The organism is Pseudomonas plecoglossicida NBRC 103162 = DSM 15088, assembly GCF_000730665.1.
In the GTDB taxonomy this organism is placed as follows: domain Bacteria; phylum Pseudomonadota; class Gammaproteobacteria; order Pseudomonadales; family Pseudomonadaceae; genus Aquipseudomonas; species Aquipseudomonas plecoglossicida.
In genome coordinates this window covers 130,047-148,261 of sequence record NZ_BBIV01000012.1, presented here as the reverse complement: position 1 = coordinate 148,261, position 18,215 = coordinate 130,047, and the positions used below count along the sequence as shown (strand labels likewise).

Sequence of the window (18,215 nt, the reverse complement as noted above, 5' to 3'; positions counted from 1 at the left end):
GCACGCCTCAGGCGGTGGCGGGCATGGATGCCAGCGGATTGGGGTGGAAGAACACCCGCTCTCGGATCGGCCCCACGGCGACCTCGCCAATCTCCTGGTAGCCCTGGCGCTCGTAGAAAGCGAGGTAATGCTCATTGCCGGAGTCGAGCACCACACCCTGGGTGTTGGGGTCTTCAGCGCACCAGTCGTGCACAGCTTGTAACAATTGCTCGCCGTAGTGAGCGCCGCGAAACTCCGGGTGCACGCCCAGCAGAGGCAGCATGTGGACCTTGCCTGTGGGCAGGCAACTGGCCAGTGCCGCCTGGTAGTCCATGTAGCGGCGGGTACAGCGCTGGCCTGTGCCGAGCAGCATGCGCAAGCGCCAGGCCCAACTGTCGGCCACGCCCAACCGGCGTTGCGGTGGCACGATCAGCGCGAGGGCGATCAAGCGGTCATCGAGCAGCAGGCCGATCGCAGGCAGTTGCAGATAGAAGTGCTGGCGCACCCACTCGCGCACCATCACCCGCAAGCGTCGTTCATAGCCCGGGCGCTGGGCTTCGAAGATATAGGCAAAGGTGGGCTCATGACGGTAGGCATGGTACAGCAGCGAGCGTGCTTCACGGCTGTAGCCATCATCAAGCGCGCAGATACGGGCCTTGGCGAGCGTGATTTCGGGCATTGCGAGGCGTCCTCCTGGAATGGGCATCTGTGCCTTGGAGGTGTCGCAGTGCGCATCGTTCACCCCTGACTGCACGTTAGCAGCGCCTTGGTGAAGCCGCCATGCTGGAGATCAAGTCCGATGTCGGCTAGCATCCGGCCTTTTACCAGGATCGTCTTTCCATGAAGATCGTCTGTTTCAACATCAATGGCCTGCGGGCTCGCCCGCACCAGCTGGCGGCGCTGATCGAAAAGCACCAGCCGGACGTGATCGGCCTGCAGGAAACCAAGGTCAGCGACGATCAGTTTCCCCTGGCCGATGTCCAGTCCCTGGGTTACCACGTGCACTACCACGGGCAAAAGGGCCACTATGGGGTCGCGCTGCTCTCGCGCCAGGCGCCGCTGAGCCTGTTCAAGGGCTTCGCCAGTGACGAGGAGGATGCCCAGCGCCGTTTCATCTGGGGCACCTTCGCCGATGCCGACGGCAACCCGATCACCATCATGAACGGCTACTTCCCTCAGGGTGAAAGCCGCGACCACCCCACCAAGTTCCCGGCCAAGCAACGCTTCTACAGCGACCTGCAGGCGCTGCTGGAGGGGCAGTTCAAGCAGGATCAGCCGGTGCTGGTGATGGGCGACATGAACATCTCGCCCCAGGACTGCGACATCGGCATTGGCGCGGACAACGCCAAGCGCTGGCTGAAGACCGGCAAGTGCAGCTTCCTGCCGGAAGAGCGCGAATGGATGGAACGCTTGAAGGGCTGGGGCCTGGTGGACAGCTTCCGTCATCTGTACCCGCAAGTGACCGACCGTTTCAGCTGGTTCGATTATCGCAGCCGTGGCTTCGAGGACGAGCCCAAGCGTGGCCTGCGCATCGACCTGATCATGGCTTCGCAGCAGCTGGTGCCGCGGATCAAGGCCGCGGGCGTGGACTATGAGCTGCGGGCGATGGAGAAACCCTCGGATCATGCGCCGATCTGGCTGGAATTGAGCTGAGTTTTTCCGGGTTGAGATCGCATGAGGGCGGCCAGGCGCATGTCTTGATGTTGTCGGTGCCCTCGAAATCGAGCGCCGCCCGCGCGGCGCATCGCGGGCAAGCCCGCTCCTACATTTGTTGCAACGTGCCACGGTCTGTCAGGCCATGGTTGTTCGCCTTTGGCGCCTGGCGAAAAATCGTGGTGAGACCGGCGCCACCGCAAAAATCGCGTCATGCCAACAAGGCTAGCCGCGCGGGCGGCGCTCGATCTCATGAACACTGAATATCTCGCGCCAGGCCACCTCGCGACACACCTACAACCCCAACCGCAACGCCTCGCCCACCCCCGCCCCGCGCACATCGTTCGCCGCACTGACCAAGGCAAAGTTGTACGCCCCATGCGACCAGTAACGCGCCTCCAGCTGCCCATCGACCCGCTGCCCCTGTGGCATGTGCGGGTAACGCTCACCCGGTGATCGCAGGAACAGGCTGATGCGTTGACCCGTGCGGTCCTGAAACACCAGCAATGCCGCCGGCCCCTGCTCGTTGCTCAGCAGCCGTGCACCGACCGGCCGGAAACCATACCCCGCCAGATCCGGCAATTGCCCTACCTGCTGAAAATGCCTGTCGAGCCACGCCCGCAGCTGCTCCGGGTCACTCGCCTGAATGTCCAGTGCCTGGCTGCCGGCGAACAAGCGGTGAGCCTGCAGCGCATCGGCCATGGGCAGCTCGTTGCCGGCCCAGGTCGCCTGCCTGGCCTGCCATCCACCCACGCCGCCTACGCCAAGGGCCAGCAACAGCACCGCTGCGGACGCCAGGCGCCGCTGTCGACGCTGGCGCAAGCGCTGCTGCAGCTTGCCCAGGTCCAGTTGCGCAGCCCCCGGCTGCTCGGCAAACCCCGCCAGCGCGGCGCGCAGACGCCGAGCATCGCTGCGCCAGGCCTCGATCCTCGCCGCTTCCTGCGGATTGACTGCCAGCCAGGCCTGTACCTCGGCACGCCGGGGCGGCGCCAGACGGTCGTCGACATAGGCGTGCAGTTCATCTTCGCTGGGTATCAGGCGTGTCATTTCAGTCTCCGCATGGCCGGTGGCTGGGGCTTGCCTTCGGTCAGGTCGCGCAACGCGCCGCGTGCGCGGGACAGCCGCGACATGACCGTGCCGATGGGAATGTTCAAGGCCAGGGCAGCCTCCTTGTAGCTCAGCCCCTCGATGCTGACCAGCAACAGCAGGGCACGCTGTTCGGTCGAAAGGTGGGCAAACGCCTGCAGGTCGGCATGGGCCAGGACGATGCTTTCGACATTGCCGCCGAGCGCTTCCTCGCCCTGCTCGCCCCGACCGAACCAGGACAACCAGCGCGCATGCAGGCGCTCGCGGCGCTTGGTGTCGAGAAACAGGCGGTAAAGGATGGTGAACAACCAGGCCCGCAAGGCGTCGGGGTCGCGTTGCTGGCCGCGTCGGCCCAAGGCACGCTCGACCGTGGCCTGCACCAGGTCATCGGCGCTGCCAGGCTCGCGGGTCAGCCACACGGCAAAGCGGCGCAAGCGCTGCAGCAGTTCGCGCCACTGCTGTTCGTCCAGGTCGTGCATGGCAAGTTACCGGCCTTTGGGGTTGTCAGTGTATGGGGCAGACGCCTGGCCACAAAATTTATTCCCGGCGATGGAATAAGTTTTCCCCTGCCCCGTCGTACGGGCACCTTCACTGAACCGGAACATCACCATGAACTCACCTTTGCACGGTCCCGCCAAGGCCCTGCGCCTGGCCGGCATCGGCGCCGTGATGCTGGCAATGGGCGCAGGTTTCGCCTATGCCGCCGGCTGGATCGGCGGGCCACGACTGACGCCACAACGCATCATCGACACCTTCGAGGCCCAGGCCGGCCACTACCCCGGCTACCGCAAGAACCACGCCAAGGGCCTTTGCGTCAGCGGCTACTTCCAGCCCTCCGGCCAGGCCGCCACCCTGTCGACCGCGCGCGCCTTCAGCCAGGCCCGCGTGCCGGTGATCGGCCGCTTCGCCATCGGCGGCAGCAACCCGTTCGCACCCGATACCGGCGTTCCGGTACGCAGCCTGGCGATCCAGCTGAGCACCGACGATGGCCAGGTGTGGCGCACCGGCATGAACAACCCACCGGTGTTGGCCGTCAGCAACCCCCAAGGCTTCTATGAACAGGTACTGGCCGGCGCGCCAGACCCCGCCACCGGCAAGCCAAACCCTGCAAAGATGCAGGCATTCTTTGCCGTTCACCCGGAAAGCGCGGCCTTCCGCCAGTGGGCCGGGAACTACAAGCCCAGCGACAGTTTCGCCAGTACCCAGTACCACAGCATCAATGCCTTCCGCCTGATCGATGCAGGCGGCGCAGCGCACCCGGTGCGCTGGCAGATGGAACCGCAGACCGCTTTCTCGCCCTTGCCTGGCCAGGTCGATGACAAGCAGCTGCTGCAACATGACCTGCAACAGCGCCTGGCACAGGCCCCCCTGCGCTGGACCCTGCGCCTGGTCCTGGCCGAACCCGGCGATGCGGTGGACGACCCGGCGAAGCCCTGGCCAGCGGAACGGCGCAGCGTGGATGCCGGCACCCTGGTCATCGAGCAGGTCGACGGCCCTGAGCAAGGTGCCTGCCGCGACCTGAACTTCGACCCGCTGATCCTGCCCACCGGCATCGAACCTTCCGCCGACCCGATCCTCGCCGCCCGCTCGGCCGCCTATTCGGAATCGTTCAACCGCCGCAGCCGCGAATCGCTCGGCACAGGAGCCAAGCCATGAATCCGCACGCCTTCCACCCGCTGCACCGTCTGCTGCACTGGCTGATGGCGATCCTGATCATTGCCATGCTGTTCATTGGCGTGAGCATGGTTGCCGACCTGTCGCCGCGCCACCCGCTGCTGATCGAGCTGCACAAGGCCACGGGCGTTGCGCTTCTGGTGCTGGTGCTGATACGCATCGGCCTGCGCCTGTTCCTGCCCCATCCTGCGCTGCCCCGCGACCTGCCGCCCCTGCAACGCTTTGCCGCGGGCGCCTCGCACCTGCTGCTCTATGGCTTGATGCTGGCCATGCCGCTACTGGGCTGGGCCATGTTGTCGGCAGGCGGTTACCCTCGCCCGTTCCAGCTCCCCGCCATCGCCCCGCATGACCTGCAACTGTACGCGGTGCTGCGCCAGGCCCACGGCTGGGCCGGCTACCTGTTGTTCGCCACCGTGCTGGTGCACCTCGGGGCTGCACTGATGCACGCACTGGTACGCCGGGATGGCGTATTGCGCAGCATGTGGCCGGGGCCGGTGCACCGCGGCGAATGATGGCGAATAGCCCGGGCAGGCTCGACATTCAATAAGTGTTCTCATTAATCTTGCCTGTCGAACTGCCCTGGACTGCCCCATGAATGCCGCAAAGGACTCTGCCACCCTCGTTCCCGCCCGCACCCTGGACGTGCGACCACTGTTACTGGTGACGATGGCCTGCACCATGTCGATGATGGCCTTCGTCGCCCTGATCGGCCCTATCGGCGCCGCCCAGGGCATGGGGGCAGTAATCGGTCCGCTGGCCGGGACGCTGGTCTATGCCCTTGACCCACGCCTGCCATTCCTGGCCGTGGCCCTGCTGTTGCTGCTGGTCGGGCTGTGGCCGATGCCGCGCGGGCAGCAGGCCTGACAAGCACAGCGCGCAAGCGTGCAGAGTGTGTTTTAATGCGTCGCCCATTATTTTTAACACCTCTAATTACAAGGCGGCTATGGACACGGGGACACGACTCAAACTGGTGCGTGAACGCAACAACCTCTCCCAGCGGGAGCTCGCCCGCCGCAGCGGATTGACCAACTCGACGATCTCGCAGATCGAGCAGAACCGCGTCAGCCCTTCGGTCAGTTCCCTCAAGAAACTGCTCGAAGGCATCCCCATGACGCTCGCGGAGTTCTTCAGCTTCGACGAACCGGTGCGGGAGGAGCGCTTCGTGTTCCGCGCCAGCGAACAGCCGGATCTGGGCCGCAACGGCCTGCGCATGCTGCTGGTCGGTGCCAGTGTCGAGTCACGGCAGATGCGCATGCTGCGTGAACTGTATGCCCCAGGCGCCGATTCGGGCGAGCCGATCGTGCATGCCGAAGGCGAGGAATGCGGCCTGGTCACCCGCGGCACGGTAGAACTGTGGGTCGATGGCCAGGTGAGCATTCTCAACTCTGGCGATGGCTACTACATCCCCACGACCCTGCCGCACAGTTTCAAGAACATCGGCCAGGATGAGGCCGAGATCATCAGCGCCAACACCCCGGCCAACTTCTGACAGCAAGCTGCCGGTACCGCTAGCGGCGTTCCGGCCGAGCCAGCGCCTGTTCGACGAAGTCCAGGCGATCCTGGCCGAAGTACATCTGTCCTTCGACAAAGCACGTCGGCGCGCCGAATACCCCGCGCGCCACAGCCTCTTCGGTCGCTTGCTTGAGCGCCGCCTTCACTTCACCATCTGCCGCCAATGCGTGAAATTCGACCGGATCGAACCCGGCCTGGGTGAGCGTCTCCTCCAGCAGCCCTGCCTCGCCAAGGTTGCGTCGGTGAGCCCACAACCCGTTGAACAGCGCTGCCAGCAACGCTTCGAAGCGTGTCGGCGCCTGCAACTGTGTCCCGATCACCCCGCGCATCAGCGCCAGGGTATTGAGCGGAAACCCCGGCGGCAGCCCGAACGGCACGCCATAGCGTGCGGCAAACCGGCCAAGGTCGGTGAACATGTAGCGCCCCTTGGCCGGGATCATCGCCGGCGACGCATTGCCGGTTGCCTGGAATACCCCGCCAAGCAGCATCGGCCGGTAGCACAGCGTCGCGCCATGACGGGCGCAGAGGTCGGGTAGTTGGGTCCAGGCCAGGTAACTGGCAGGGCTGCCCAGGTCGAAGAAGAATTCGACGGTCTTGCTCATGTGATGCACTCCTTGTTGGCCAGGGGTTACCAGCGTTCCATCCACGGGCGCAGGTCCAGTTCGAATGTCCAGGCATCGCGCGGCTGGGCATGCAGGAACCAGTAGCTGTCGGCAATGTGCGCAGGGTCGAGGATGCCGTCTTGCGCCTTGAGGGCGTAGCGCTCGGGGAAACTGTCGCGGATGAACGCCGTATCGATCGCACCGTCCACCACCACATGGGCAACATGGATGTTGCGCGACCCCAGTTCCCGCGCCATGCTCTGGGCCAATGCTCGCAAGCCATGTTTGGCGCCTGCGAACGCGGCAAAACCGGCCGCGCCGCGAGTGCCAGCGGTGGCGCCGGTGAACAGCAGGGTGCCACGCTCACGGGTGACCATCCGCCGGGCTACCGCCTGGGCGGTCAGGAAGCCGGCGAAGCAGGCCATTTCCCAGATCTTGAAATACTTGCGTGGGGTTTCGTCAAGGATACTGCACGGCACGTTGGCGCCAATATTGAAGACGAAGGCTTCGATCTGGCCGATATCGCGCTCGATCGTCTCGACCAGTTCGGCCACCTCCTCTTCCTTGCGCGCATCCGAGCCAAAGCCATGGGCCTGCCCGCCAGCGGCGCGAATTTCTTCCAGCAAAGGCTGCAGCTTGTCCGCCTGGCGCCGGGTCACGCAAGCGATGTAGCCCTCGCGGGCGAAGCGCTTGGCAATTTCTCCGCCCGTGGCGTCTCCCGCCCCCACCACCAGCACCACTTTTTGTTGTTCTGTCACGTGCGCCTCCATTGATGAATGATCAATTAGTAAACGAACGCTATGTTATGATCGCCCCCAACGTCAAGCCAGCGCCCAGGGGATTTCATGCGCTATTCCAGCGAACACAAGCAACAGACCCGCGACAAGCTGCTGGCCAGCAGCGGTGCGCTGGCCAAGCGCGGCGGCTTTGCCAGCACGGGAGTGGCCGGGCTGATGAAGGCCATAGGCCTGACCGGCGGCGCCTTCTACAACCACTTCCCCTCCAAGGATGACCTGTTCACCGAGGTGGTCCGCCAGGAACTGAGCAACAGCCCGCTGGGGCGCCTGGCTCGGAAAGGTGCCAGTCGAGAGCGCTTGGCGCGCTGCCTGCAGCAGTACCTGAGCCTGGCCCACCTGCACGATGCCGAAGGCGGTTGCCCGTTGCCACCATTGGGGGTGGAGATTGCTCGGGCCGAACGATCGGTCAGAGAAGAAGCCGAACATTGGCTGGTCGGCTTGCACGCCGCCTGGAGCGAGACACTGGCCGATGAGGCCCTGGCCTGGGCCCTGATCAGCCAGTGCGTCGGCGCATTGGTGGTCGGCCGCATGCTGGCCAGCGAAACGGTGCAATCCCAAGTGCTGGATGCCAGCCGCAGCTTCGTTGACAGGGCGCTGAATGAGAGCCACTAGTCTATTGCTGGTGCTGCTGGCGAGCATGACGGCCTCGGCGGAGCAAGCCTGCCCACCCGGCGAGTACCAAGTGTGCCTGATGGGTTGCTTTTGCGCGCCAATCGACCCCGGGCAAGCCGGCCAGGTGCTCAAGGATGTCGAAGTCCTGGCTTCCAGCAGCCTGGCCTACGCCTTGCGCCAGGCCCGCGACGAAACCACCGCCAGCGGCAGCGAACCCATTCCCCTGCACATCCGCGCCCAGCTGGAACCCTGGTACGACTTCGCCGTGCTCGATGCCGCACGCTTCCGGGTAGGCGACGAGCAGCAGGTCAGCGCCGCCACCGCCCTGCTGCAGAACCCCGATGTGAATGCGGTGACACTGATCGACACGATCATTTTCCGCCATGCCAGCGATGCCGAGGACAATGTGGCGCTGTGGGCCCATGAGCTCAAGCATGTGCAGCAGTATCAGGAACTGGGGGTGGAGGAATTCGCCCGGCGCTACACGCGCGACTACCAGCAGTTGGAAGGGCCGGCCTACAAGATCGAGGCCGAGGTTGCCAAGGCATTGCGCGAGCGCGGTTCAGGGCAGGCCAGGTAGCCACGCCGGTCTCCCTGAAAAGACCGGCACGGGGTCAGCTACCTCAGGTAGCAGCCGGTGCCTGCTCAGTAGCTTGTTCCCGGCTGGCATAGCGCTGCGCCAATACCGCGCACACCATCAACTGGATCTGGTGAAACAGCATCAATGGCAGGATCATCGCCCCGATGCCACTGCCGACGAACAGGACCTGGGCCATGGGCACCCCCGTGGCCAGGCTCTTCTTCGAGCCGGCAAAAAGGATGGTGATGCGGTCTTCCAGGTTGAAGCCCAGCACCTTGCCGAGCAGACGCGTGCCGAACAGCACCACGGCCAGCAGGATGCCGCACACGGCGAACAGGCCGGCCAGATGCTGCGGCGAAACCGTGTGCCACAGCCCGGTGACCACCGCCTCGCTGAACGCGGTATAGACCACCAGCAGGATCGAACCCTGGTCCACCAGCTTCAGCCAGCGCGCATTGCGCTTGACCCATGCCCCGATCCAGCGGCGGGCAATCTGCCCAGCCACGAAGGGCACCAGCAACTGCAGGGTGATCTTGAGCACTGCATCCAGGCCTGAACCGGTATCACCACTGGCGCCCAGCAGCATCATCACCAGCAGCGGTGTGAGGAAGATACCGAGCAGGCTCGAAGCGGCAGCGCTGCAGATGGCCGCCGGCACATTGCCACGCGCCAACGAGGTGAAGGCAATGGCCGATTGCACCGTAGCCGGCAAGGCGCACAGGTACAGCACGCCCAGGTACAGTTCATTGCCCACCAGCGGTACGAACAACGGCTTGAACGCCATCCCCAGCAGCGGGAACAGCACGAAAGTGCAGGAGAACACCAGCAGGTGCAGGCGCCAGTGCCCGGCACCGGCGATGATCGCCTCGCGCGACAGCTTGGCGCCATGCAGGAAGAACAGCAGACCGATGGCCAGGTTGGTCAGCCAGCCAAAATAGACCGCGCCGTCGCCCGAGCAGGGCAGCACGGTAGCGATCAACACCACCCCGAGCAGTGCCAGGGTGAAGTTGTCGAACAACATGCGCAAATACTTCATATCCGTTTCCGTCTTGTCGTTGTGCAAGGTCAGACGATAAGGTTTGAAGCTTTTCCCCGCTAACGCCGGAAGCCCCACCGGTGTCGCTCAACGGACACCCCTCCGAAAAAGGACCTTTTTGCATGGCTCTCGCCCGTCTTCTACCGCTTCTCGCCGCCACCGCCCTAGCCTTGGGCAGCACTGCCGCGCAGGCTGGCAGGTCACTGAAGACCCAGGTGGACGAAGTGATCGAACCGGTGATGCGGGAGCACGCTATTGCCGGCATGGCGGTAGCGGTGTTCGCCAACGGCCAGGCGCATTACTTCAGCTATGGCGTGGCGAGCAAGGCGACAAGTGCACCGGTTACTGCCGATACGCTGTTCGAGATCGGCTCGCTGAGCAAGACCTACACCGCCACCCTGGCCGCCCTCGCCAGCGCCGAGGACAAGCTCGACCTGCAGGCACCGGCCCGACGCTATCAACCGGCTCTGGCCGGCACCCCGCTGGGTGACGCCAACGTGCTGGAACTCGGTGCCTACAGCGCCGATTGCCTGCCGCTGCAGTTCCCCGACGAGGTGCAGACCGACAGCCAGGCGCTGGACTTCCTGCGCAACTGGAAGCCACGCACCGTACACGGCACCCGGCGCTGCTATTCGAACCCAAGCCTGGGCCTGTTCGGCGACCTCGCCGCACGCGCACAGCAACAACCGTTCAGCGAACTCATGAGCCAAGGCCTGTTGCCGCAGATGGGCTTGCAACACACCTACCTGCAGGTGCCGGCGCACGCACAGAAGTCGTATGCCCAGGGTTACGACGCGAAAGACCGGCCCGTGCGCGTCAACCCCGGCCCCTATGCCGATGCGGCCTACGGCATCAAGACCAACGCCCGCGACCTGCTGCGCTTTGTGCGCCTGAACATGCAACCGGCCGAATTGAAGCCCGCGTTGCGCGAAGCTGCCGCCATCACCCAGGCTGGCTACTTCCAGGTAGGCGCCATGGTTCAAGGGCTCGGCTGGGAGCGCTACGCCTACCCGGTGTCGCTCGACACCCTGGTCGATGGCAACAGTGCCAGTTTTGCCCTCGAACCCCAACCCACCCGCCGCCTCGACCCGGCCCTGCCCGCTTCGCCCCAGGCCTGGTACAACAAGACCGGATCGACCAGTGGTTTTGGCGCGTATGCCGCGTTCATTCCAGGCGAAGGCAAGGCCATCATATTGCTCGCCAACCGCAATTACCCGAACGAAGCACGGGTGCGCGCCGCCTACCGGATTCTCTCCAGCATCGACCTCTGACAGACCTTCGCGAGCGGATTGTCGGACAAGATGTAGTGCATAAAAATATTCACTACAAAACGGTTGACGCCGTTCATCGCCCTTGGGCATGATGAAGCCGTCTCCCTGATCGGGAGCGGTGGCAAGGGTGTTCCAGACGGCCTGCGCGGTAACGCAGGCCGTCCGTGGAGAGGGAACTGTCCAAAAGGCAGCGTGAGAAAGCCCCTGTTGCGATGCTGCTGTAGCAGCCTTGGTAGTGCGCTACACGTCGTGGCGCCAACTGTGAAAAACACCAAACAATGGGTAATGGGGGCTTTATGATGAACTTGAACAACAAACCGACGATCGACCAACTGGCCCAGCTGTTCGCGATGCGCAAGGACAGCCTTGACGACCATTTGCTGTGGGTCAGCCAAACCGGCGAAGTGCGTCTCGACCGCCTGCCGCCGAACACCGTGGAAGATGAATTCGAAGCGCACCTGCCCAGCATGCGCGCCCGCTTCAAGGTCTACCGTCGTGGCCAGGGCTACGTCGGCAAGAAGGCCGCCGCCGACACCGAGTTCGTCGGTCGCGTGCTGCAGACCCTGCAACAAGAATGGCCCGCCGCCCGTGAGCGGCAGGCAATCAAGGTGATCGAACCGCTCAACTGAGTGATCGCACCGCTTACTGAGCCCGGCCTGCACAGGCCGGGCTTTTTCATGCCCGCCGTCGTTGCGGCTGCGGCAATTCCAGCGCACCGGTCGCCAGCGCCCTCGCCCGGTCGACACCCCACACCAGCGCGCGGGTCATGGTCTCGCCAGGCCGCGACGGGTAGTACTCTTCCAGCAATGCCCTGCCATCCTCACCGTACAGCCCCAGAAACAATTGCGTGGCACCGAGGCGCGACAAGCGCACCTGCACATCAAGGGTTGTACCATCGCTCAATGCTTCATCGTGGCAGCGGCTGTGCAACTGCGCATCCGCCCACTTCCAGTAGGTTCTTTCCCTGACTCGCATGGAACCTCACTCCTTCCTTGCCTGAGATGTCGCCACAGAAAACCACAAGTGCCAGGGCTCGGCGAGCGCAACCCGCCGTTACCATGCTTCGGATCAAGCAACGACAAGAAAAACCCCGCCAGGGGGCGGGGTTGTGTGAGCGGGTTCACTTTTTGGTCGGTACCCGTGGCGTGAAACGGCCCTTCTTGATGCGCTGCAGGTGTGCCGGTTGCAGTTGCTCCGAATCGTCCAGGGTCATGTTGGCAAAGCCCAGTCGAAATGCCGACTGGCCGCACCGCACCTGGCTGTTGATCGGAAACGCATCGTTCATGTCTTCGAAAAAGGACTCGCTCATGCCCTGTCTCCCTCCAGTGGCGACTGCGCCGGCAACAATCAGATTTGCCTGGAAAAACGCAGCCTGTGAAAGTGAGACTAGTCGGTCATTTGCAGACTGCCTGGCCGAGCATTCCTGCTCCCGACCAGCGGCAGTGCCGTCTATTTCAAGCGCACGGCAGTGCCGGTGGCGAACACCACGACCATGCCACCTTGCACCGATGGCATGCTGATCTCGAAGTCGACGCCGACCACTGCATCGGCCTGCAACTGCCGTGCCCGCGCCTTGAGTTCTTCGGTGGCTTGCTCGCGGGCTTCGCGCAGTGCGCTCTCCAGCGTCTGCGAACGTCCGCCGAAGAAATCACGAAAGCGTGCGAAGAAATCGCGCACGAAGTTGATGCCCTGCACCGATTCGGAGCTGACCACGCCGAGGTACTCGGCAATCGGGCGGCCTTCGAGCTGGCTGGTGGTGGTGATGATCATCGGATGCTCCGTTGGCCTGACAAAAAGAAGCCAAGTCTAACAAAGCACTGAGCGCTGCGCGGACGCCAGCGAAATGCCCTTCACTGCGCGCCGGCAGTTCGCAAGCGTTGGCCCAGCCTCGGCCCGAACACGTTGACCAGCAACCCGAGCATCACCAAAAGCGCCCCCCATCCCTGCGCCGCTGTCAGCCGCTCGCCCAGCAACCAGGCCGAAGAGCTCAAGCCGATCACCGGCACCAGCAGCGAGAACGGCGCTACCTTGCCCGCCGGGTGGCGCGACAGCAGCTTGCTCCACAGGCTGTATCCCAGCATGGTCGCGACGAACGCCAGGTAGGCCAGCGCCAGAACCGAACTCCAGCCGATGTTGAGCAAGGCATGGCCAATGCGCTCCGGCCCCTCCAGCCACCAGGACAATGCCAAGAACGGCAGCGGCGGGATCAGCCCACCCCAGATCACCAGTGCAACCAGGTCGACCGAACCAAAGCGGCGCGTGATGATGTTGCCCATGCCCCACATGGACCCTGCGCACAGGGTCAGCAGCAGCGCCACCATCGGCACATGGCCGCTGTCTTCGCTGCCGATCAGCGCCAGGCCGCCCGCGGCCACCAGCAGGCCCAGCATGCTGGCCATGCGCAGGCGCTCGCCAAGGAACAGCGCGGCAAAGCCCAGGGTGAAGAACGCCTGCGATTGCAGGATCAGTGACGCAAGGCCCGGCGGCATGCCGCTGTACATCGCCTGGAACAGGAACGCGAACTGGCCCAGCGAGATCGTCGCGCCATAGGCAATCAACCAGCGCCATGGCAACTTGGGCCGCTTGACCAGCAAAATGGCCGGGAATGCGACCAGCAGAAAGCGCAACGCCCCTAGCAGCATCGGCGGCAAGCCATCGAGGCCGACCTTGATCACCACGAAGTTGACGCCCCAGGCAATGATCACCACCAGGGCGATCAGCAGGTCCTTGAGTGGCATTGCACTTTCCCTCTTCAGCGCTTCTAGACATATTTCGTAACAGCATACGGGCATCTTTCGCCGGCGGACCAGCACAGTTGCCGCCCAGCCTGGCGTAACAGTGCGTCTGTTCTGGCCCACAGACTTCACTTGACCCTACTTGTATAGACATGCTCATATCACGACTGGCCACGCATGCGACGTGCCGCCCGTGGACCATTCCGACACAACAACAACGATGCGGAGCCCTCAATGTCCAGCAAACCCGTGCTCGAACGGCGTTCGATCGACTACATCCCCGAGGCCGAACGCCATGGCAAGGTGTACAGCCAATTCACCCTGTGGCTGGGTGCCAACCTGCAGATAACCGCCATCGTCACCGGCGCATTGGCCGTGGTGCTGGGGGGCGACGTGTTCTGGTCGCTGATCGGCCTGCTTTTGGGGCAAGTGATCGGTGGCGCGGTCATGGCCCTGCATGCAGCGCAGGGCCCGCGCCTGGGCCTGCCGCAGATGATTTCCAGCCGGGTGCAGTTCGGAATCTACGGGGCTGCCATTCCCATGGTGCTGGTGTGTCTGATGTACCTCGGTTTCACCGCCACCGGCACGGTACTGTCCGGCCAAGCCATCGGCCAGTTGCTCAGCGTCAGCGACAGCACCGGCATTCTCATCTTCGCCGCAGTGATCGTCCTCGCCACTCTCGCCGGTTACCGGGTAATCCACTGGATCGGCCGGATCGCCAGCGTGCTGGGCATCATCGCCTTCGTCTACCTGTTCAGCCGCATCCTGCTGATCGCCGACATCGGCCAGTTGCTCGACAACCGCCATTTCAGTTGGGCGTCGTTCCTGCTGGCGGTTTCACTGGCCGCGTCCTGGCAGATCGCCTTCGGCCCCTATGTGGCCGACTACTCACGCTACCTGCCCAGCAGCACCTCGCCGCTCAAGACCTTCCTCGCGGCCGGGCTCGGTTCGGTGATCGGCGCCCAGGCCTCGATGATTCTCGGTGTGTTCGCCGCCGCGATCGCCGGTGGCCAGTTCTCCGGGCGCGAAGTGGCGTACATCGTCGGCCTCGGCGGTGCCGGCACCACTGCGGCACTGCTGTACTTCTGCATCGCCTTCGGCAAGGTGACCATTTCCACACTGAACTCCTATGGCAGCTTCATGTGCATCGCTACCATCATCAGCGGTTTTCGTGGCCATCTGGCGATCGGCCGCACGCAACGCCTGCTGTTCGTGCTGCTCATCGTCGGCGCCGCGACGCTGGTGGCCCTGCTCGGCCAGCATTCGTTCCTCAGCGCATTCAAGTCGTTCATCCTGTTCCTGCTGACGTTCTTCGTGCCGTGGAGTGCGGTCAACCTGGTGGATTACTACTTCATCACCAAGGAACGTTACGACGTGCCGGCGCTGGCCGACCCCGACGGCCGCTACGGCCGCTGGAACTGGCCGGGCATCAGCGTCTACATCGTGGGCGTGCTGGTGCAGATGCCGTTCATCGACACCAAACTGTATACCGGCCCCATGGTCGCGCATCTGGGCGGGGTGGATGTGTCATGGCTGATCGGCCTGGTGGTGCCCAGCCTGCTCTACTATTGGGTGGCCCGGCACCGTGCCGCACAGGCCCCGTCCGGCATGATCGTGCCTGAGGCGCGTTGAGCCCTGGCAGGACCTTCCTGACCAGCGCGATACCTGTGGGAGCAACTGTCGTCTCGATAGTCTTGAAAACTGGTGCGTAACACATGTGGGAGCCGGCTTGCCGGCTCCCACAGGTTCCACTACAAGTTCTGCAGGTGGTGGGATCAGTCGCGGTAATCCGCTGCTGTTCGGTCGAGCATCCGCAACAACGCGGCCCAGGCCAGCTGCAGGGCGTCCGGGTCGGTCAACTCGCCTTGCTTCAACCCCCTCGCCGGCTCATTGAACTGCCGCTCGGTATGTGCGCACACATCCGGCAACGGCAGTACCAGTTGCCCGGCGCTTTGCGCGGCCAGCTGGATATCGCAGGCTTTCTCCAGGTAGTACATGCGCAAGAACGCCTCGGCCACCGTGCGCCCTGTGGTCAACAGGCCATGGTTGCGCAGGATCATCACCGGTTTGTCGCCCAGGTCGGCCACCAGCCGCTTCTGCTCGTCCAGGTCCAGGGCAATGCCTTCATAGGTGTGATAGGCAACCTTGCCATAGAACTCCATGGACATCTGGTTGACCGGCAACAGCCCGCACTCCAGCGCCGCGACCGCACACCCGGAACGGGTATGGGTGTGCAATACGCATTGGGCGTCCTCGCGGGCGGCGTGGATGGCGCTGTGGATGACGAACCCGGCCGGATTGACCGGGTGCGCACTGGCCTCAACCGGCCTTCCCTGCAGGTCGATCTTGACCAGGCTCGACGCGGTGATTTCCTCGAACAGCAGGCCGTAGGGGTTGATCAGGAAGTGGTGCTCCGGGCCCGGTAGGCGCACCGAGATATGGGTGAAGATCAGGTCCGACATGCGGAAGTGGGCGATCAGCCGGTAACAGGCCGCCAGCTCCTGGCGCAGCGCGTGTTCAATGGTGCTCATAGGTAGGGTCATCCTCCACTCGTTTGCCGGCCCGGGCGTTGCCCGAAGGGCCCGTTTTCTTGTTGTCGTGAGGTCACGCCCACTGCCGTGGGTGAGAAAAAACTAGTCTCGCACCAGTAAAAAAACAAGTTGATTTTTTACTAGCGCTACACTTTCATGAGAAAAACAAGAACAACACCGGAGCTGCCCCGCATGTTGACCGCCTTCGCCCACCTGTTCGAACCGCTGCAGATTCGCGGCAAGCGCCTGAAGAACCGCATCATGTCGACCGGCCACGACACCTGCCTGCCCACCGACAACCTGGTCAACGACAAACTGATCGCCTATCAGGGCGCTCGCGCCGCAGGGGGTGTGGGCCTGATCGTACTGCAAGTCGCCGGCGTGCATGACAGCGCCCGCTACACCTCGCACGTGTTGATGGCCACCGACGACGCCTGCATCGAGGGCTATCGACGCCTGGCCGAGGCCTGCCACGCCCATGACACCGTGGTGTTGTCGCAACTGTTCCACCCCGGGCGCGAGATCATGGAGTCGGCCGACGGGCTGCTGGCAGTCGCCTATTCGGCCTCGTCAGTGCCGAACGAACGTTTCCGGGTGATGCCGCGGACCCTCGACCAGGCGATGATCGACGAGATCGTCCAGGGCTATGCCAGCGCCGCCCGCCGCTTGCACCAGGCCGGGCTGGATGGCGTCGAGGTGGTGGCCAGCCACGGCTACCTGCCGGCGCAGTTTCTCAATCCGCGGGTCAACCTGCGCAGTGACGGCTACAACGGCGGCCTGGAACAACGCCTGCGCTTCTTGCGCGAGGTGCTGGATGCGGTGCGCGCAGCCACCGACGAAGATTTCATCGTCGGCCTGCGCATCAGTGCCGACGAGCGCGACAGCGAGGGCCTCAGCGAGGATGAGTCGCTGGCCGCCGCTCAAGCGCTGCAGGGCCAGCTCGATTACCTGCATATCGTCGCCGGCACCTCGGCGTCGCTCGGCGGTGCCGTGCACATCGTGCCGCCAATGGCCATCGCGCCGGCGTACCTGGCCCGCGAAGCCGGGACGTTCAAGCAGCACCTGGACATCCCCCTGTTCGTCACCGGGCGGATCAACCAGCCCCAGGAAGCGGAACTGATCCTGGCGCGCGGCCAGGCCGACGTCTGCGGCATGACCCGTGCGCTGATCTGCGACCCGCAGATGCCGAGCAAGACCGAACGGGGGCAAGTCGAGGACGTGCGCGCCTGCATCGCCTGCAACCAGGCCTGTATCGGCCACTTCCACCGAGGCTTGCCGATCTCCTGCATTCAGCACCCGGAAACCGGCCGCGAACTGCAGTACGGCACCCTGCAAACCGCCATCAAGCGCAAGCGCATCATGGTCGCCGGCGGCGGCCCGGCCGGCATGAAGGCAGCCGCCGTGGCCGCCGCGCGCGGGCATGAGGTCACGCTGTACGAGGCCAGCGCTCAGCTAGGCGGCCAGGTTCTGCTCGCGCAACTGCTACCCCGGCGCAGCGAGTTCGGCGGTGCCAGCACCAACCTGCAGCGCGAAATGGAATTGGCAGGTGTACGCGTAGTACGTAATACACGCGTCGATCGCGCCCTGGTCGAACGCGAGCGCCCCGACCTGGTGATCGCTGCGACCGGCGCCACACCCTACTGGCCCGCCTTCGAGCGCAGCGGCGAACTGCAGGTGGTGGATGCCTGGCAAGTGCTGCGCAACGAGGTCACGCCCGGTCGTTCGGTGCTGGTACTGGATTGGCGCAGCGACTGGATCGGCCCCGGTATCGCCGAACACCTGGTACGCGACGGCCATCAGGTGCAGCTGGCGGTCAATGGCACCCATTGCGGCGAAAGCCTGCCGCTGTACGTACGCGACCAGATGGCCGGCGAACTGCACCGCCTGGGCATCCCCATCACACCCTATGCCCGCCTGTACGGCTGCGACGACAGCACCGTGTACCTGCAGCACACCGCCAGCGGTGAACCGATGATCTTCGACAACATCGATACCCTGGTCCTGTGCCAGGGCCACCAGCCGCAGGACACGCTGGGCGAGGAACTGGCCGGCCTGGTCGAGGTACGGCGTATCGGCGACTGCCTGGCACCGCGCACCGCTGAAGAAGCGATCCATGATGGCCTGACGGTTGCCTGGTCAGTCTGAGG

At 64.2% G+C, this 18,215-nt stretch carries 21 protein-coding genes and 1 pseudogene; 11 read left to right on the top strand and 11 right to left on the bottom strand.

The features are described from left to right. Positions 1 to 7 precede the first annotated feature (7 nt). Positions 8 to 658: a GNAT family N-acetyltransferase gene (locus PPL01S_RS09555; protein WP_016394944.1), complete on the bottom strand. Its 651-nt coding sequence runs from the start codon at positions 656 to 658 to the stop codon at positions 8 to 10. Positions 659 to 819: 161 nt separating this feature from the next. Between PPL01S_RS09555 and xthA the strand changes: the two genes are divergently transcribed. Next, the gene (gene xthA / locus PPL01S_RS09550; RefSeq protein WP_016394945.1) at positions 820 to 1,632 is read left to right on the top strand and encodes an exodeoxyribonuclease III; all 813 of its coding nucleotides are present in this window, start codon (positions 820 to 822) and stop codon (positions 1,630 to 1,632) included. Between the two features lie 294 nt (positions 1,633 to 1,926). Here the strand turns inward: xthA and PPL01S_RS09545 are convergent, their stop codons facing one another. Beyond that, positions 1,927 to 2,679 carry an anti-sigma factor family protein gene (locus tag PPL01S_RS09545; RefSeq protein WP_016394946.1) on the bottom strand — a complete coding sequence of 251 codons (753 nt, stop codon included), beginning with the start codon at positions 2,677 to 2,679 and terminating at the stop codon, positions 1,927 to 1,929. Continuing rightward, positions 2,676 to 3,197 (bottom strand): sigma-70 family RNA polymerase sigma factor, encoded by a 522-nt coding sequence (locus PPL01S_RS09540; protein ID WP_016394947.1) that lies wholly within the window; start codon positions 3,195 to 3,197, stop codon positions 2,676 to 2,678. The genes PPL01S_RS09545 and PPL01S_RS09540 overlap by 4 nt, the downstream gene beginning before the upstream one ends. 124 nt (positions 3,198 to 3,321) lie before the next feature. Between PPL01S_RS09540 and PPL01S_RS09535 the strand changes: the two genes are divergently transcribed. The 4 genes and pseudogenes from PPL01S_RS09535 to PPL01S_RS09520 all read left to right on the top strand — a co-directional run bounded on the left by PPL01S_RS09535 (position 3,322) and on the right by PPL01S_RS09520 (position 5,881). Further along, on the top strand, positions 3,322 to 4,374 hold the full coding sequence (locus PPL01S_RS09535) for a catalase family peroxidase (protein ID WP_028624859.1): 1,053 nt from the start codon (positions 3,322 to 3,324) through the stop codon (positions 4,372 to 4,374). Further along, positions 4,371 to 4,904, top strand: coding sequence for a cytochrome b (locus PPL01S_RS09530; protein WP_016394949.1), 534 nt, complete (start codon positions 4,371 to 4,373; stop codon positions 4,902 to 4,904). Before PPL01S_RS09535 ends, PPL01S_RS09530 begins: the two co-directional genes overlap by 4 nt. A 187-nt stretch (positions 4,905 to 5,091) precedes the next feature. Then, positions 5,092 to 5,256 (top strand): annotated as a pseudogene (locus tag PPL01S_RS25080) (MFS transporter); the annotation flags it as partial. Positions 5,257 to 5,335: 79 nt separating this feature from the next. Next, positions 5,336 to 5,881 (top strand): cupin domain-containing protein, encoded by a 546-nt coding sequence (locus PPL01S_RS09520; RefSeq protein ID WP_016394950.1) that lies wholly within the window; start codon positions 5,336 to 5,338, stop codon positions 5,879 to 5,881. 19 nt (positions 5,882 to 5,900) lie between these two features. Here PPL01S_RS09520 and PPL01S_RS09515 read toward each other — a convergent pair whose 3' ends face one another. Beyond that, positions 5,901 to 6,506, bottom strand: a complete 606-nt coding sequence (locus PPL01S_RS09515; RefSeq protein ID WP_016394951.1) for a 2-hydroxychromene-2-carboxylate isomerase — start codon at positions 6,504 to 6,506, stop codon at positions 5,901 to 5,903. Between the two features lie 26 nt (positions 6,507 to 6,532). Next, a complete protein-coding gene (locus PPL01S_RS09510; protein WP_016394952.1) occupies positions 6,533 to 7,264 on the bottom strand; it encodes an SDR family oxidoreductase in 732 nt (243 codons plus the stop codon). 87 nt (positions 7,265 to 7,351) lie between these two features. Here PPL01S_RS09510 and PPL01S_RS09505 point away from each other — a divergent pair, with 87 nt between their 5' ends. Then, entirely contained in the window at positions 7,352 to 7,915 is a 564-nt protein-coding gene (locus tag PPL01S_RS09505; RefSeq protein ID WP_028624861.1) for a TetR/AcrR family transcriptional regulator, read from the top strand. Next, positions 7,902 to 8,495 (top strand): eCIS core domain-containing protein, encoded by a 594-nt coding sequence (locus tag PPL01S_RS09500; protein ID WP_028624862.1) that lies wholly within the window; start codon positions 7,902 to 7,904, stop codon positions 8,493 to 8,495. Before PPL01S_RS09505 ends, PPL01S_RS09500 begins: the two co-directional genes overlap by 14 nt. Before the next feature lie 43 nt (positions 8,496 to 8,538). Here PPL01S_RS09500 and PPL01S_RS09495 read toward each other — a convergent pair whose 3' ends face one another. Continuing rightward, a complete protein-coding gene (locus PPL01S_RS09495; RefSeq protein ID WP_016394955.1) occupies positions 8,539 to 9,531 on the bottom strand; it encodes a bile acid:sodium symporter family protein in 993 nt (330 codons plus the stop codon). Between the two features lie 122 nt (positions 9,532 to 9,653). Here PPL01S_RS09495 and ampC point away from each other — a divergent pair, with 122 nt between their 5' ends. Further along, positions 9,654 to 10,802 (top strand): class C beta-lactamase, encoded by a 1,149-nt coding sequence (gene ampC, locus PPL01S_RS09490; protein WP_028624863.1) that lies wholly within the window; start codon positions 9,654 to 9,656, stop codon positions 10,800 to 10,802. Between the two features lie 296 nt (positions 10,803 to 11,098). Beyond that, positions 11,099 to 11,431: a hypothetical protein gene (locus tag PPL01S_RS09485; protein ID WP_016394957.1), complete on the top strand. Its 333-nt coding sequence runs from the start codon at positions 11,099 to 11,101 to the stop codon at positions 11,429 to 11,431. Positions 11,432 to 11,477: 46 nt separating this feature from the next. Here PPL01S_RS09485 and PPL01S_RS09480 read toward each other — a convergent pair whose 3' ends face one another. The 4 genes from PPL01S_RS09480 to PPL01S_RS09465 form a co-directional block, all read right to left on the bottom strand. Beyond that, a complete protein-coding gene (locus PPL01S_RS09480; protein WP_016394958.1) occupies positions 11,478 to 11,777 on the bottom strand; it encodes a hypothetical protein in 300 nt (99 codons plus the stop codon). Positions 11,778 to 11,922: 145 nt separating this feature from the next. Beyond that, positions 11,923 to 12,111: a hypothetical protein gene (locus PPL01S_RS09475; protein WP_016394959.1), complete on the bottom strand. Its 189-nt coding sequence runs from the start codon at positions 12,109 to 12,111 to the stop codon at positions 11,923 to 11,925. A 140-nt stretch (positions 12,112 to 12,251) separates the two neighbouring features. Next, positions 12,252 to 12,572, bottom strand: coding sequence for a YbjQ family protein (locus tag PPL01S_RS09470; protein WP_016394960.1), 321 nt, complete (start codon positions 12,570 to 12,572; stop codon positions 12,252 to 12,254). A gap of 80 nt (positions 12,573 to 12,652) precedes the next feature. Then, a complete protein-coding gene (locus PPL01S_RS09465; RefSeq protein WP_028624864.1) occupies positions 12,653 to 13,540 on the bottom strand; it encodes an EamA family transporter in 888 nt (295 codons plus the stop codon). A gap of 231 nt (positions 13,541 to 13,771) precedes the next feature. On the opposite strand from PPL01S_RS09465, the gene PPL01S_RS09460 reads away from it, so the two are divergent. After that, on the top strand, positions 13,772 to 15,169 hold the full coding sequence (locus PPL01S_RS09460; protein ID WP_016394962.1) for a purine-cytosine permease family protein: 1,398 nt from the start codon (positions 13,772 to 13,774) through the stop codon (positions 15,167 to 15,169). A gap of 143 nt (positions 15,170 to 15,312) precedes the next feature. On the opposite strand, the gene PPL01S_RS09455 is transcribed toward PPL01S_RS09460, so the two are convergent. Next, on the bottom strand, positions 15,313 to 16,080 hold the full coding sequence (locus PPL01S_RS09455) for a class II aldolase/adducin family protein (protein ID WP_255212385.1): 768 nt from the start codon (positions 16,078 to 16,080) through the stop codon (positions 15,313 to 15,315). 180 nt (positions 16,081 to 16,260) lie between these two features. On the opposite strand from PPL01S_RS09455, the gene PPL01S_RS09450 reads away from it, so the two are divergent. Next, a complete protein-coding gene (locus tag PPL01S_RS09450; RefSeq protein WP_028624865.1) occupies positions 16,261 to 18,213 on the top strand; it encodes an oxidoreductase in 1,953 nt (650 codons plus the stop codon). Positions 18,214 to 18,215: the final 2 nt, after the last annotated feature.

Coding starts and splice junctions, on each gene's coding strand:
- PPL01S_RS09530 (WP_016394949.1), top strand. CDS start 4,371: ATGAATCCGCACGCCTTCCACCCGCTGCACCGTCTGCTGCACTGGCTG.
- PPL01S_RS09500 (WP_028624862.1), top strand. CDS start 7,902: ATGAGAGCCACTAGTCTATTGCTGGTGCTGCTGGCGAGCATGACGGCC.
- PPL01S_RS09545 (WP_016394946.1), bottom strand. CDS start 2,679: ATGACACGCCTGATACCCAGCGAAGATGAACTGCACGCCTATGTCGAC.
- PPL01S_RS09465 (WP_028624864.1), bottom strand. CDS start 13,540: ATGCCACTCAAGGACCTGCTGATCGCCCTGGTGGTGATCATTGCCTGG.
- PPL01S_RS09540 (WP_016394947.1), bottom strand. CDS start 3,197: ATGCACGACCTGGACGAACAGCAGTGGCGCGAACTGCTGCAGCGCTTG.
- PPL01S_RS09480 (WP_016394958.1), bottom strand. CDS start 11,777: ATGCGAGTCAGGGAAAGAACCTACTGGAAGTGGGCGGATGCGCAGTTG.
- xthA (WP_016394945.1), top strand. CDS start 820: ATGAAGATCGTCTGTTTCAACATCAATGGCCTGCGGGCTCGCCCGCAC.
- PPL01S_RS09495 (WP_016394955.1), bottom strand. CDS start 9,531: ATGAAGTATTTGCGCATGTTGTTCGACAACTTCACCCTGGCACTGCTC.
- PPL01S_RS09450 (WP_028624865.1), top strand. CDS start 16,261: ATGTTGACCGCCTTCGCCCACCTGTTCGAACCGCTGCAGATTCGCGGC.
- PPL01S_RS09455 (WP_255212385.1), bottom strand. CDS start 16,080: ATGACCCTACCTATGAGCACCATTGAACACGCGCTGCGCCAGGAGCTG.
- PPL01S_RS09475 (WP_016394959.1), bottom strand. CDS start 12,111: ATGAGCGAGTCCTTTTTCGAAGACATGAACGATGCGTTTCCGATCAAC.
- ampC (WP_028624863.1), top strand. CDS start 9,654: ATGGCTCTCGCCCGTCTTCTACCGCTTCTCGCCGCCACCGCCCTAGCC.
- PPL01S_RS09460 (WP_016394962.1), top strand. CDS start 13,772: ATGTCCAGCAAACCCGTGCTCGAACGGCGTTCGATCGACTACATCCCC.
- PPL01S_RS09485 (WP_016394957.1), top strand. CDS start 11,099: ATGATGAACTTGAACAACAAACCGACGATCGACCAACTGGCCCAGCTG.
- PPL01S_RS09520 (WP_016394950.1), top strand. CDS start 5,336: ATGGACACGGGGACACGACTCAAACTGGTGCGTGAACGCAACAACCTC.
- PPL01S_RS09555 (WP_016394944.1), bottom strand. CDS start 658: ATGCCCGAAATCACGCTCGCCAAGGCCCGTATCTGCGCGCTTGATGAT.
- PPL01S_RS09505 (WP_028624861.1), top strand. CDS start 7,352: ATGCGCTATTCCAGCGAACACAAGCAACAGACCCGCGACAAGCTGCTG.
- PPL01S_RS09515 (WP_016394951.1), bottom strand. CDS start 6,506: ATGAGCAAGACCGTCGAATTCTTCTTCGACCTGGGCAGCCCTGCCAGT.
- PPL01S_RS09470 (WP_016394960.1), bottom strand. CDS start 12,572: ATGATCATCACCACCACCAGCCAGCTCGAAGGCCGCCCGATTGCCGAG.